Raw genomic sequence first — 13015 nt, 5'->3', positions numbered from 1 at the left:
TTTGCCTCAGCCCTTGACGGCACCGGCGGTGAGCGCACCGACGATCATGCGTTGCAGGAGGAGGAAGGCGATGATGGCCGGCACCACCGCGACGAGACAGGCGGCGGCGAGCACCTGGGTCGACGAGGCGTTGGAGGTGCCGGCGAAATTGAAGATCGCGACCGAGATCGGCAGCTGCGCATCCTTGTTCAAAAGCAGGAACGGGATCAGGAACTGCGACCAGTTCAGGATCACGATCAGGATGAAGGCGGAGGCGAGGCCGGGGGCGGCGAGCGGCAGGGTGATGCGCCAGAAGGTACCGAAGCGGCTGCAGCCATCGATGGCCGCGGCTTCTTCCAGCGACTTCGGGATGTTGTCGATGGCGCTCTTCACCAGCCAGGTGCACATCGGCACGCCGATGGCGATGTAGACCATGGTGACGCCGAAATGGCTGTTGAGCAGGCCGAGCCGGGCCATGTAGCGATAGAGCGGCACCAGGATGACCAGCGGCGAGATCATCTGGAAGGCGAGGATGGTCATCATCAGCGCCGATTTGCCGGAGAACCAGAAGCGCGAGAAGGCATAGGCCGCGGGCGCCGCCACCAGCAGGCAGCCGAGCCCGCCCAGCGCCGACAGCTTCAGCCCGTTCCAGAGATAGAGCAGGAAGGTCGGATCCGAGAGGATCTGGGCGAAATTGTCGAGCGTCGGCCGCTTCGGGATGAAGCGGCTGGCGCCGAGGAAGACTTCCTGTCGCGTCCGCAGCGACAGCGACAGGAGCCAGGCGAGCGGCGTCAGGAAGAAGGCGGCAATGACGATTGCCGACAGATAGGTGAACGCATCGCCCCATTTTTCGCGGGCTTCGTGGGTCATTCGCACATGGGTCATTCGGAAGCCTCCCGGCGCGGCATGAACGAAGCGTAGAACAGCGCCAGCACGAGGCTGATCACCAGCATCAGCACCGACAGCACGCTGCCGCCGGCAAGGTCGTAATTGCGGAACACCGTGTTGAAGGTGAACAGCGACAGCACCTCGGTGGCGCGGCCGGGGCCGCCGCCGGTGAGCGATATGATCGCGTCGAAGGTGTTGAGCGTCTGGATCGTCACGAGGATCGAATTGACTAGGATGGCGGCGCGCAGTTGCGGCAGCGTGATGAAGCGCAGCTTCTGCAGATGACCGGCGCCGTCGACGCTGGCTGCCTCGTAAAGGGTCGGATCGATCGCCTTCAGCGCCGCGTAGAAGACGATCATCGAGAAGGCCGTACCGCGCCAGACATTCGAGATCACGGCCGAGAGCATGGCGATGTTCGGGTCCGACAGCCACGCCACCGGGGAGATGTGCATCATCCGCAGCACGGAGTTGATGGCGCCGAACGGCGCCTCGCTGAACAGCATCTGCCAGATCAGGCCGTTGGCGATGCCGGGGATGACCCAGGCGATCAGCACGATGGTGCGGAGCGCCACCATGCCCCGGAGCTTGCGGCGTTCGCCGCGCATGACAATCAGCGCGATGGCGAGGCCGAACACCTGCTGGCCGATGACGCTGGCGATGGTGAAGACGAAGGTGGTCTTGAGGATGTCGAGGAGCGCGGGGTTCTCGAACATCGCCCGTAGCGTCACCAGCGTATAGCGCTCGTCACTTCCGACGAGGCTCGCATTGGTGAGGCCGAGGCGGAACACGTCGAGGATCGGGTAGAGGTAGAACACGCCGAGCATGACGGCGACCGGCACCAGCCAGGTGAACGGGTTTGCTTCGATGCGTCGTGCGAGGCTGGGCCCGGCCACGCGGCGTTGCGCGGCGCCGATGGCGGCCGCCGTTGTCGTCGGCATGAGGTCACTCCTTGAACGCCCCTCGCGCCATGCGGAGGGGAAGGGCCCTGTCCTGGGGGGAGAAGGACAGGGCCCTGTCGCGAATGCCGGGGTCAGAGGCGCGCGAAGGCGGCCTGGACTGCGGTATTGGCGGCGTCGAGCGCCGCTTCCGGCGTCTTCGTGCCGGAGAGCACGTCGCCCATCATGACCTGGATCTGGTTCGAGATCTCAGGATAGATCGGCACGCCTGGACGGGCCTGGCCGTTGACGAGCGCCTTGGCGAAGGTCTCGTTCGCCTCGGTCTTGAAGACGTCGTACTTGCCGTAGAGGGCGGCGGCCGTCGGCAGCTGCTGCTGCAGCGCATTGCCGGTGCCGGCATAGACTTCCTTGATCACGGCCGCGCACATGGCGACCTTTTCCGGATCGTTGGAGAAGGCGCCGAAGGTCCAGCCGCCGGTGCCGGTCGAGCGCTGGTCGGCGGTCGGGCCGGGGATCTCCGAGAAGGTCCACTTGGCGAACTCTTCCGGCTCCAGCGTGTTCTTGAGCTGGCCGTACTGCCAGTTGCCGCCGATGAACAGCGCCGCCGTGCCGGCTGCCGCCGCCGCGTTGAATTCGTCATAATTGACGATGGTGGCGACGCGCTTCGGAGCAGCGCCCGAATCGACCAGATCCTTGAAGTAGTTGACGGCCTTCAGGAACTTCTCGCGGTTCTCGCCCTCGGCGAAGATCGGCTTGCCCTTGTCGTCGACGAGCTTGCCGCCCTGGGCCCAGAAATTGGCGAGCCAGTCGAAGGTGGTGCCTTCCCAGCGGCCGCCATTGAACAGCACGCCTTCGCCGCCCTTTTCCTTGGAAGCGAGGGCTGCTGCCTTCAGCTCGGCCCAGTCCTTCGGCGCATCCGGAACGATTTCCTTGTTGCGGTAGAGCACGCGCAGATCGGTGTTCCACCACCAGGCGTAGATCTTGCCATCCGGGCCGGTGATGCCTTCGCGGATGAACGGGAACAGGTCGGCGACTTCTTCCTTGGTGAAGTATTCGTCGAGCGGCTTCAGCACGTTGGCGCCCTTGAACAACGCCAGCACGAAGCTGTCGACCGCGGCGCAATCCGGGCCGTTGCCGGACTTCGCCTGCTCGAGCATGCGGGCCTGTTCCTGGCCGATATTGTCGGACATGCGCTCGAGATCGATGCGCCAGCCCGGATGGCGCTGGATGAACTCGCTGAACAGCTTCTGGTAGCCCTCGGCCCAGACCGGATCGGTGCTGGTCGGGCCGTCATTGGTCAGGCGGAGCGTGAAGGATTTGGGCGCATCGGCAGGGCCGACGCGGTCCTTGGTGACGAGATTGTCGGCATGGGCAGTGACGGCGACGAACGCGGCGGCGGATGCCAGCAACGCGGTGCAAAGACGCAAGCGCATCATGAAATCTCCCGTGGGTGTTTCCTCGAACGGACGGCTGTGGCGCCGTCTCTCTTCTTCCGCTCCGCGTTTCCTGCGGCAGCTGAGGCGGATTAAATCACATCGATTTTATATTGCAAGCGGAGTCGCGAAGGGGCTGGCCGCCGGAGCGTGGCGGCGGGGCGGAGGGAGTGTGTGGAGGCGGGCGCGAAGATGTCGGTCGCGCGCCGGTGCAAGCTTCGGAATCGAGGAAGCGCGCCGGCGAAAACCCTCTCCCGCGAGCGGGAGAGGGTAGGGTGAGGGGCTTGCTTTCGCGCCTCAGCCCGTCATCGTCGCGCCGCGATGCTCGCGGAACGCGGCGGCGAGCGTGCGCAGCGCGCCGCGCGACTTGGCGTCGGTCAGCGTCGAATGCAGCACGATTTCCGACGACGGCAGTTCCGGCAGCCCGAAGCGCGGGCCGATCTCGACCGTACCGGCTGGCGCCAGCCGGCAGGAGAACGCGCCGATGGCAAGGCCGGCCGAGACCGCCGCTGTCACCATCGACGAACTGCCGCCGAGAAACACTTCGGTCCAGGGAATGTTGCGGGCGTCGAGCGCGCGGGTGGCGATGTCGCGCACGCCGCAGGAGGGGGCAAGCGCCGCGAGGCGCACCGGTTCGCCCTGGCGGTGCTCGAACTGCGGCACGGCGTACCAGCCGAAATGTTCCGGCCCGATGATCTCGCCATCGCGGCGATCGTCCTCGCGGCGAATGATGGCGGCGTCGAGCTCGCCTCGGTCGAAGGCGTCGAGCAGGGTGCGCGAATTGTCGAGCCGTACCTCGATCGTCAGCCCCGGATCATGCGCATTGAGCCGCGCCAGCAGGGTCGGCACTTCCGGCCCGGCGACATGGGCGGCGATGCCGAGCGTGAAGCGGCGGCGGCAATCGGAGAGGCCCGCCAGCGCCCGTTCATGTGCGGCGAGGAAGCCGCGCGCGCCGTCGAGGAACAGCGCGCCCTGCGCCGAGAGCCGCACCGCGCGCGGCGTCCGCTCGATCAGCCGCTGGCCGATCTTGTCTTCCAGCCGCTTCAGCTTGACGCTGATCGCCCCCTGCGTCGTCCCCAGCGCCTCCGCCGCGCGGGTAAAACTCTGGAAATCGGCAATGGCGACGAAGGCCTGAACCGACTCGACATCCAGCACGGTCATGGAGTGTATCCGGATTTGTTGTCTCTGAAATAGATATCCATCCGGTTTTGCTGTCGTCAACCTCCGGCTAAGGTCGCCGCCGAATCCCTCGCGACGCCAACCCTCCCGCTGGAGCCGTCGCAACCTTGTCGAAAGCCGACCGCATGTCCCATTCCCCATCCCCATCGCGTCGCGCCCTTGTCGCGCTTGCCGCCGTCTGCCTTTCCTCGCTGATGTTCGGCCTGGAGATTTCCAGCGTGCCCGCGATCCTGCCGACGCTGGAGAAGGTGATGCATGCCGATTTCATCGAGCTGCAATGGATCATGAACGCCTACACCCTCGCGGTGACGACGGTGCTGATGGCGACCGGCACGCTGGCCGATCGCTACGGCCGCAAGCGTGTCTTCCTGATCGGCATCGCCGCCTTCGGCTTGGCCTCGCTGATCTGCGGCCTGACGGAGAGCGTCTCGGTGCTGATTGCCGCCCGCTTCGTCCAGGGCCTGAGCGGGGGCGTCATGCTGATCTGCCAGGTCGCGGTGCTGTCGCACCAGTTCCGCTACGGCCGCGCGCGCGGCATGGCGTTCGGCTGGTGGGGCATCATTTTCGGCATCGGCCTCGGTTTCGGCCCGATCGTCGGCGGCGCCATCGTCGCGGTCTGGAGCTGGGAATGGGTGTTTCTCGTCCATGTCGCGCTCAGCCTGGTGACGCTGGGACTGGCGCTCGGCGGCGTCGAGGAATCGCGTGACCCCGAGGCGACGCATCTCGATCTCGCCGGCATCCTGACCTTGTCGCTGTCTGTGTTCGCGCTCACCTTCTTCATCACCCAGGGCCCGGATCTCGGCTTTGCCAGTCGGGCGGCGCTGGCGATCCTCGCCGTCGCGATCGCGAGCTTCCTCGGCTTCCTGGTTGCCGAGAAGCGCAGCCCGCGACCGATGTTCGATTTTTCCGTGTTCCGCATCCGCCCGTTCTCCGGCGCGGTGATCGGCTCGGCCGCGATGAATGTCAGCTTCTGGCCGTTCATGATCTACCTGCCGATCTGGTTCCAGGCCGGCCTCGGCTATGACAGCGTCGCCGCCGGCACCGCGCTGCTCGCCTACACGCTGCCGACCCTCGTCGTGCCGCCTTTGGCCGAGCGCCTGTCGCTGCGCTACCGCCCCGGCCTCGTCATCCCGGCCGGCCTGTTTTTCATCGGCGCCGGCTTCCTGGCTATGAAGTGGGGCAGCAGCGTCGAGGCGGCGAGCTGGCTCACCATGCTGCCCGGCTGCGTGCTGGCCGGCATCGGCCTCGGCTTCACCAACACGCCGGTCACCAACACGACGACGGGCGCGGTCGCCGCCAACCGGGCCGGCATGGCGTCCGGCATCGACATGAGCGCGCGGATGATCTCGCTCGCCATCAACATCGCGCTGATGGGCTTCCTGCTGGTCGAGGGCGTACGCGCATCGCTTCAGTCGGCGCTGCCGGGCGACGTCGATGGCGCGACGCTGCGCCAGCTGGCGCAGCAGATCGCGGCCGGCGCGACGGTTCCGTCCGAGGGCGGCTTGTCGCCGGCGATCGTGCATCAGGCACTGACGCAGGGCTTCGGCTGGATCCTGCTCTATGGCGGCCTCGCCGTCTGGCTGCTGGCGCTGGCGAGCTATGTTGTGTTTGGGCGGGGTGAGGCGGAGACGAGGTCCGCCGTTCCCACGTGCCAGCCTGTGCCATAGCAAGAGAGCCGTCTTGGCCGCTCTGAGCCGGTCGGCCGGCACGACCATCGTCCTGAGGTGCTTCGCGCAAGCGAAGCCTCGAAGGAGGGTCCAGTTGGCACTCCACTCTGGCGAGCGTCGGAAGTCCGACGAGATCGACCCCGATTTCTCCATCAGGCGGTTCGCTGGACCCTCCTTCGAGGCCCGGCTCTGCCGGGCACCTCAGGATGATGGTCGAGCTTTGTCGGGAAAAGTGCCGGGGGCTTGCTTCCCTCAATAAGGCGTTTCGCCCGCGTCGGCGTTGATCGCCTGGCCGCGCACCAGCATGGCGTCGTCGCCGAGCAGGAAGGACGTGACCCGCGCCACCTCGACGGGCTGCAGATGGCGCACCAGCTGCGCCGACAGCATCTTGTCGAAGATCGCCGGCGCCGGCTCGGCGGTGAATTCCGAATAGGCTTCCGAGACCTCCTTCAGCATCGGCGTCGCCACGCCGCCGGGGCAGACGCAGTTGACGTTGATGTCGTAGGGCGCAAGGGCTTCCGACAGCATCCGGGTCATCGAGATCATGCCGGCCTTGGAGGCGCTGTAGGCGAGCGACTCGACATGGCCCTTCTTGCCGGCCTCGGAGGCGATCGAGACGATGGCGCCCTGGATGTCGTGCTCGATCATGTGCGCGGCGACGAGGCGCGAAATGTCATAGGCACCGAACAGATTGATCTCGAACTGCTTCTGCCAGTCGGCGCGCGAGATCGCCAGCGGGTCTGAGTGCAGCACGATTGCCGCGCAGTTGACGAGGCCGTCGACGCGGCCGAGCAGGTCGATCGCCTTGGCGACGCCTTCCGCGACCGCCTCTTCCCAGGCAACATCCATGGCGATGCCGAAACAGCCGCCGGCCGCGCCGCCCAGCGCTTCAGCCGTGGCGTCGACGCTTGCCTGCTTCAGATCCGCGATGACGACGTGGGCGCCCTGCGCGATCAGCAATTCCGCGATGGATCGGCCGATGCCGCCCGTGCCGCCTGTGACGAGGAAGCCCTTGCCGGCATGGATCGGAAAAACCGGTCCTTTGCGCACGGGCAGGGCCTTGTCGGGGCGGCGGGTCACGTATTTCGACATCGAGAATCCAATCGTCGGCAGAGGGTCGTTAAAGCCAGTACACAGGGCAAGTCACTGGACGCGCAGCGGTATCGCCTGCGCGCAGAATAGGCATGATCGATATGCGGTCAATCGTAGTTGTGGCGCCATCCTTGAGTCGATATCTTCCGGCCATTCCACATGCAGGAGATTGCAGATGAGGCTTCGGGGTCTTTTGGCTGGCGCGGCTGCGCTGATGGCGGTGACGACGGCTCAGGCGCAGGACGCCAAGCCGTTGGTCGTCTTCGTCTCGCCCAATCCGGTTGGCGTGAACGACTTCCTGAAGCTCGCCAAGGCCGGCACCGAGAAGGCGGCGGAAGCCGCGGGCGCCACCGCCAAGATCTATGAGAGCACAGACCCGACGACGATCCGCCAGAATCTCGACGCCGCCGCCAAGGAAGGCGCCAAGGTCGTGATCGCTGTCGGCTTCGAGTTCAACGACGTGCTGCCGGAAGTCGCCAAGGCCTATCCGGACACGAAATTCCTGCTCGTCGACAGCTGCCCGCAGACGCCGGTCGCCAATATCTATTGCTCGGTGTTCCGCGAGTATGAAGCCAGCTTCCTGGCCGGCGCCGTCGCGGGCCTGACCAGCGAGACCGGCAAGGTCGGCGCCATCGGCGCGCTCGATATCCCCTTCATCCATCGCTACACCGACGCCTTCGCCGAAGGCGCCAAGCATGTGAAGCCGGAAATCGAGATCGCCCCGACGCTCTGGATCGGCGGCAACAACCCGTTCTCCGATCCGGCTCGCGGCCAGCAGCGCGCCAGCATCATGGTCTCCGACAATACGGATCGGATCATGGCCGGCGGCGCCGGCTCGAATGGCGGCATCTTCAAGGCCATGGAAGACCTTCCGGGCGCCGCCGCTTTCGGCGTTGACAGCAACCAGTGCCCGCAGGCTCCCGGCCTTGTCATGGACAACGTCCAGAAGCGTACCGACATCGTCATTGAAAAGGGCGTCGCGGGCCTGTTCAAGGGCGACCAGCCGGCCTTCGCCACCTACGGCCTCGCCGAGGGCGGCATGACGCTGACCAGCCTGGAGCCGGGCATCGAGGATTCGGGCTGCCTGATCGCCAAATTCCCGGACGTGATCGCCAAGGTGAAGGCGCTGCGCGACGAGGTTGTCGCTGGAACGGTGAAGGTCGCCGATCCGATGCAGCTCGCGAAGTAAGCAGGCGGTTTTTCTGAGATATGTCGACGATCGAGCTCGAAGCCACCGGCATCGTCAAGCGCTACGGGCCGCTCGTCGCCAATGACCAAATCGACCTCTCCGTCTTGCGCGGAGAGGTTCACGCCGTGATGGGCGAAAACGGCGCCGGCAAGTCGACGCTGATGTCGATCCTCTACGGCATGCAAACCCCGGATGCCGGCCGCATCGTTCTACGCGGCACCGAGATGCACTATCGCTCCGCGTTGGACGCCATCGGCGCCGGGATGGGCATGGTGCATCAGGCGTTCAAGCTGTTCAATTCGCTGACTGTCTGGGAAAACGTCGTCTATGGCATGGAGCCGACCCGCTTCGGTTTCATCGACCGGCGCGAGGCGGCAAAGCGCGTCGCGGCGCTGGCCGAGCGCTACAGCCTGCGGGTCGATCCCAACGCCATCGTCGGCCAGCTTTCGGTCGGCGTGCGCCAGCGTGTCGAGATCCTGAAGGCGCTCTATCGCGACGCCCGCGTGCTGATCCTCGACGAGCCGACCGCCGTGCTGACGCCGCAGGAGCGCGACGGCCTGTTCGACATCATCCGCAACCTGACCGCCGACGACCGCACCATCCTGTTCGTCACCCACAAGTTGCACGAAGTGATGGCGATCACCGACCGCGTCACCGTGCTGCGCGACGGCAAGGTCGTCGACCGCATGGTGACGTCAGAGACCTCGGCGCGCGAGATCATCCGCGCCATGACGGGCAGGGCGGTCAACCTGACGGTCGAGAAGAGCCCCGGCAATCCGGGTGCGGTCGTGCTCGAAGCGCGTGGCCTCACCGTCGCCACCGATGGCGGCAAGCCGGTGGTCGACCATGTCGATCTCTCCATTCGCGCTGGCGAAATCGTCGGCATCGCCGGCGTCGCCGGCAACGGCCAGACCGAGCTGATCGAGGCGCTGACCGGCCTGCGCATTCCGGATGGCGGCACGGTCTCGATCCACGGCACCGACGTGACTGCCCTCGACGTCGAGCGCCATCGCGACGCCGGCCTTGCCTATATCCCGGAGGACCGCGCCACGACGGGCACGGCGCTGGCCGCCTCCGCCGCCGACAATCTGGCGATGGGTTTCCAACGCAAGCCACCGCTTTCGAACGGCCGCCTGCTCGATGGCAACGCCGTCACGGCGCATGCGAAAAGGTTGATCGAGAAGTTCGGGGTCAAGATCGGCTCCGAGCAGCTTGCCGTCGGCACGCTGTCGGGCGGCAATCTGCAGAAGGTGGTGGTCGCGCGCGAGCTCTCGCATGCCGCGCCGCTTCTGATCGCCGAGCAGCCGACGCGCGGCGTCGATGTCGGCGCCATCGAGTTCATCCACGGCCAGTTGGTCGCCGAGCGCGACCGCGGCAGCGCCGTGCTGCTGGTCTCGGCCGAGCTGACCGAAATCCTGGCGCTTTCCGACCGCGTCCTGGTGATGTTCGATGGCCGCATCCTGGCCGAACTGCCGGCGGCTGAAGCTGACGAGGAGACGCTCGGCTTGCTGATGGCCGGCCGCGTCCGCGACGCGCATCTCGACGGAACGGAGGCCGCATGAGCGAGCGTAGCGTGCGGGCCTTCCGGTTTCCGCGTATCCCGGCCGTGCCGCTGGCGATCGGCATCGGCATTCTGATCGGCGGGTTGCTGGTGCTGGCCTCGGGCGGTGATCCGATCGCCGCCTATCGCGAGATCCTGATCGGCGCCCTGGCGCCGCAAAACTGGCCGAACACGCTCAACTGGGCCGTGCCCTTGGTCGGCATGACGCTGGTGGCGGCGCTGCCGCTGCGTGGCGGCATGGTCAATCTCGGCGGCGACGGCCAGCTCGTCATCGGCGGCCTCGTCGCGGCGCTGGCAGCCCTCTATCTGCCGCTGCCGGGGCCGCTGCTGATCGCAGCCTCGATCCTCTGCGCCATGGTCGCGTCGGGCCTCTATGCCTCGCTCGCCGCCTGGGGCGAGACGCGCTTCGGTATCCCGATGCTTATCTCGACGCTGCTGCTTTCTTATCCGGTGATCGGCATCGCCTCCTATCTCGTCGGCTTCCCGCTACGCGACATGGCGACCGGCCTTGCCCAGACCCGGATGATCCCCGACGCGGCGAGGCTTCCGGTGATCTCCGGCCCGCTCAATATCGGCCTGATTTTGATGATCGTAGTCGCTGCTGCCGTCGTCTTCTATGACCGCCGCACGGTCGGCGGCTATGAGCTGCGCATGCGCGGGCTGAACGCGAAATTCGCCGGCTATGGCGGCGTCCGCCTGGCGGCGCAGCAGGTGCGCGTCATGTTTGCCTCTGGCGCCATCGCCGGCCTCGTCGGCGCCATCCTCGTGCTCGGCTCGCTCTATCGCTACCAGGACGGTGCGCTTTTGACCCCCGGTTACACCTGGTCCGGCCTGATGGCGGCGCTGCTTGCCGGCGGTGCGCCGCTCGGCGCGATCGCGGCCGGGCTGTTTTTCGCCGGCCTGCAGACGGGCGGCTTCGCCATGCAGCGCGAAACGGCGATCCCGCGCGTGCTCACCATGATCCTGCAATCCGTCATCATCCTGTTCCTCGCGATACGCCACGGCGTGGGCAGGAAATCGTCATGAGCCTGATGAGCTTCATCACGCCGTCGCTGGTCAATTCGGCGGTCCAGTCGATCACGCCGATCCTGCTGGCGGCGCTCGCCGGCACGCTTTGTGGTCGGGTCGGCGTCTTCAACATGGCTATGGAGGGCCAGCTGCTGGTCGGCGCGTTTGCCGCTGTCGTCGGCTCCTACGCCACCGGCAGCGCGCTCGGCGGCGTTCTATTCGCCATCGTCTTCACGGTGCTGTTCTCGCTGATCCTCGCCTATGGCGCGACGGTGTTCAAAGGCGACAGCGTCGTCATCTGCATCGGCATGAACCTGCTGGCCGCCGGGCTTACCGCCTATCTGCTGCGGCAGATGTTCGGCGTCTCCGGCACCTTTTCGGACCCCGGCATTGTCGGGCTGACAAAAATCCGCATCGACGCGATCAATACCATTCCCTGGATCGGCTGGATCTTCTCACGGCAAACCGCGATCACCTGGCTCGCCTGGATCCTGACCGCCGCCGTGACCATCATGATGTTCCGCACGCCGCTCGGCCTCCGGATGCGCGGCGTCGGCGAGGATGCGAGCGCCGCCGGCACGATGGGCATCGACGTCACCCGCTACCGCGTGCTCACCGTGCTGTTCGCCGGCGGCCTGACCGGCCTTGGTGGCGCCCAGCTTTCGCTCGGCACGGTCAGCATCTTTTCGGAAGACATGAGCGCCGGCCGCGGCTGGATTGCCGTCGTCGCCGTCATGCTCGGACGCAACCATCCGCTCTGGGCAGCGCTCGCCTGCGTGCTGTTCGGCGTCGCCGATGCGCTCTCCGTCCGCCTGCAGAGCCAGGGCCTGCCCAACCAGCTTACCGATATCGTGCCCTATGTGGTGACGCTGCTGGCGCTGGCGCTCAGCCATCGCAAGCGGCTGAAGCGCCGCGCCACGGAAACCATCACCGCGCACGCCTGATCGTTTTTCACGCCTATTCCACGAAACCGGGGAACCACGCCATGACCGAAACCTGCCGCATGATCCTCGACGTCGACACCGGCGTCGATGACGCCATGGCGATCTTCTATGCCGTCCGCCGCCCGGGCATAAAGCTCGAGGCGCTGACCACCACCTTCGGCAACACCGACACGGTGATCGCGACCGAGAACACGCTGAAGATCCTGGAACTGCTCGGCCGTCCCGAGATCCCGGTGGCGCAGGGCGTCGGCCGCTCGCTGATCCGCCCCTACAAGCGCATGGCCGATCACATCCACGGCTCCAATGCGCTCGGCGATGTCGAACTGCCCAAGCCGAAGATCAAGGCGACCGACGAGCACGCCATCGACCTGATGATCCGCGTCATCAAGGAGAACCCCGGCGAGATCACGCTCTGCCCGGTCGGCCCGATCACCAATGTCGCGCTCGCTATCACCAAGGCGCCCGAGATCGCCAAGCTGGTGAAGGAGATCGTCGTCATGGGTTCGACGGTGCTGCATCCGGGCATCCACGGCCCGATCGCGCCGATGGTCGACGCCAATTTCGCCAATGATCCCGAGGCCGCGCACATCGTGCTGCAGGCCGGCGCCAATGTCACGCTGGTCGGCATGGACGTCACCATGACGACGCTGCTCTCGACCGACATGATGGACGAGATTTCGCGCGAGGGTGATGATGCCGCCCGCACGCTGATGAAGATCACTTCGTTTTATGTCGACGCCTACAAGACGATGTATCCCGGCATCCAGGGCTGCGGCCTGCATGATCCGCTGGCGGTCGCCGTCGCCGAGGATCCCAGCCTCGTCGGGCTGGAGCGGATGTATGTCGACATCGAGCTCAACGGCGAATTGACGCGCGGTTCGACGGTCGCTGACCGCCGCCGCACGGCGATCCCGTTCCACAACGCCAATGTCGCGATGACCGTCGACCGCCCGCGCTTCGAGGCCGAATTCATGGCGCTGATGAAGGGCCACTGAGGCTTCCGAGCGCCCACGCCTATCGAATCGCTCTGCCATCATCCTGAGGTGCTTCGCGTCAGCGAAGCCTCGAAGGAGGGTCCAGCGGAGCGCTCTCTGGACCCTCCTTCGAGGCACGGCTTTGCCGTGCACCTCAGGATGATGGTCGAGTTTGGTCGCTGCCATCGATCGGACCCTTCGTGGT

Annotated in this window: 11 protein-coding genes; 6 read left to right on the top strand and 5 right to left on the bottom strand. The window is 66.1% G+C overall.

Annotated features, from left to right (window positions below):
• Positions 1-6 precede the first annotated feature (6 nt).
• From OSH12_RS20015 to OSH12_RS20000, 4 genes are all read right to left on the bottom strand, one after another.
• Positions 7-849 carry a carbohydrate ABC transporter permease gene (locus OSH12_RS20015; protein ID WP_266345496.1) on the bottom strand — a complete coding sequence of 281 codons (843 nt, stop codon included), beginning with the start codon at positions 847-849 and terminating at the stop codon, positions 7-9.
• A gap of 11 nt (positions 850-860) precedes the next feature.
• The gene (locus OSH12_RS20010; RefSeq protein ID WP_380224476.1) at positions 861-1805 is read right to left on the bottom strand and encodes a carbohydrate ABC transporter permease; all 945 of its coding nucleotides are present in this window, start codon (positions 1803-1805) and stop codon (positions 861-863) included.
• A 92-nt stretch (positions 1806-1897) separates the two neighbouring features.
• A complete protein-coding gene (locus OSH12_RS20005) occupies positions 1898-3196 on the bottom strand; it encodes a type 2 periplasmic-binding domain-containing protein (protein WP_380224519.1) in 1299 nt (432 codons plus the stop codon).
• A 297-nt stretch (positions 3197-3493) separates the two neighbouring features.
• Positions 3494-4357 carry a LysR substrate-binding domain-containing protein gene (locus tag OSH12_RS20000; RefSeq protein WP_266345386.1) on the bottom strand — a complete coding sequence of 288 codons (864 nt, stop codon included), beginning with the start codon at positions 4355-4357 and terminating at the stop codon, positions 3494-3496.
• 143 nt (positions 4358-4500) lie between these two features.
• Here OSH12_RS20000 and OSH12_RS19995 point away from each other — a divergent pair, with 143 nt between their 5' ends.
• Positions 4501-6042, top strand: a complete 1542-nt coding sequence (locus OSH12_RS19995; RefSeq protein WP_266345385.1) for an MFS transporter — start codon at positions 4501-4503, stop codon at positions 6040-6042.
• Between the two features lie 252 nt (positions 6043-6294).
• Here OSH12_RS19995 and OSH12_RS19990 read toward each other — a convergent pair whose 3' ends face one another.
• Positions 6295-7134 carry an SDR family NAD(P)-dependent oxidoreductase gene (locus OSH12_RS19990; RefSeq protein ID WP_266345384.1) on the bottom strand — a complete coding sequence of 280 codons (840 nt, stop codon included), beginning with the start codon at positions 7132-7134 and terminating at the stop codon, positions 6295-6297.
• Between the two features lie 175 nt (positions 7135-7309).
• On the opposite strand from OSH12_RS19990, the gene OSH12_RS19985 reads away from it, so the two are divergent.
• The 5 genes from OSH12_RS19985 to OSH12_RS19965 are packed head-to-tail and all read left to right on the top strand — an operon-like array spanning position 7310 to position 12831.
• The gene (locus OSH12_RS19985) at positions 7310-8323 is read left to right on the top strand and encodes a BMP family ABC transporter substrate-binding protein (protein ID WP_266345383.1); all 1014 of its coding nucleotides are present in this window, start codon (positions 7310-7312) and stop codon (positions 8321-8323) included.
• 20 nt (positions 8324-8343) lie between these two features.
• On the top strand, positions 8344-9885 hold the full coding sequence (locus OSH12_RS19980; RefSeq protein ID WP_266345382.1) for an ABC transporter ATP-binding protein: 1542 nt from the start codon (positions 8344-8346) through the stop codon (positions 9883-9885).
• Positions 9882-10910 (top strand): ABC transporter permease, encoded by a 1029-nt coding sequence (locus OSH12_RS19975; protein WP_266345381.1) that lies wholly within the window; start codon positions 9882-9884, stop codon positions 10908-10910. Before OSH12_RS19980 ends, OSH12_RS19975 begins: the two co-directional genes overlap by 4 nt.
• On the top strand, positions 10907-11836 hold the full coding sequence (locus OSH12_RS19970) for an ABC transporter permease (protein WP_266345380.1): 930 nt from the start codon (positions 10907-10909) through the stop codon (positions 11834-11836). The genes OSH12_RS19975 and OSH12_RS19970 overlap by 4 nt, the downstream gene beginning before the upstream one ends.
• A 41-nt stretch (positions 11837-11877) precedes the next feature.
• Positions 11878-12831 (top strand): nucleoside hydrolase, encoded by a 954-nt coding sequence (locus OSH12_RS19965; RefSeq protein ID WP_266345379.1) that lies wholly within the window; start codon positions 11878-11880, stop codon positions 12829-12831.
• Positions 12832-13015 lie beyond the last annotated feature (184 nt).

It is taken from the genome of Kaistia terrae (genome assembly GCF_026344005.1).
GTDB classification, from domain to species: Bacteria; Pseudomonadota; Alphaproteobacteria; order Rhizobiales; family Kaistiaceae; genus Kaistia; species Kaistia terrae.
Note: the sequence above shows the minus strand (reverse complement) of the source record. Positions and strands in the feature narration are given on the sequence as shown.

Excerpts from the sequence above, each read along its gene's own strand:
- OSH12_RS20015 (WP_266345496.1), bottom strand. The coding sequence starts at position 849 with ATGACCCACGAAGCCCGCGAAAAATGGGGCGATGCGTTCACCTATCTG.
- OSH12_RS20010 (WP_380224476.1), bottom strand. The coding sequence starts at position 1,805 with ATGCCGACGACAACGGCGGCCGCCATCGGCGCCGCGCAACGCCGCGTG.
- OSH12_RS20005 (WP_380224519.1), bottom strand. The coding sequence starts at position 3,196 with ATGCGCTTGCGTCTTTGCACCGCGTTGCTGGCATCCGCCGCCGCGTTC.
- OSH12_RS20000 (WP_266345386.1), bottom strand. The coding sequence starts at position 4,357 with ATGACCGTGCTGGATGTCGAGTCGGTTCAGGCCTTCGTCGCCATTGCC.
- OSH12_RS19995 (WP_266345385.1), top strand. The coding sequence starts at position 4,501 with ATGTCCCATTCCCCATCCCCATCGCGTCGCGCCCTTGTCGCGCTTGCC.
- OSH12_RS19990 (WP_266345384.1), bottom strand. The coding sequence starts at position 7,134 with ATGTCGAAATACGTGACCCGCCGCCCCGACAAGGCCCTGCCCGTGCGC.
- OSH12_RS19985 (WP_266345383.1), top strand. The coding sequence starts at position 7,310 with ATGAGGCTTCGGGGTCTTTTGGCTGGCGCGGCTGCGCTGATGGCGGTG.
- OSH12_RS19980 (WP_266345382.1), top strand. The coding sequence starts at position 8,344 with ATGTCGACGATCGAGCTCGAAGCCACCGGCATCGTCAAGCGCTACGGG.
- OSH12_RS19975 (WP_266345381.1), top strand. The coding sequence starts at position 9,882 with ATGAGCGAGCGTAGCGTGCGGGCCTTCCGGTTTCCGCGTATCCCGGCC.
- OSH12_RS19970 (WP_266345380.1), top strand. The coding sequence starts at position 10,907 with ATGAGCCTGATGAGCTTCATCACGCCGTCGCTGGTCAATTCGGCGGTC.
- OSH12_RS19965 (WP_266345379.1), top strand. The coding sequence starts at position 11,878 with ATGACCGAAACCTGCCGCATGATCCTCGACGTCGACACCGGCGTCGAT.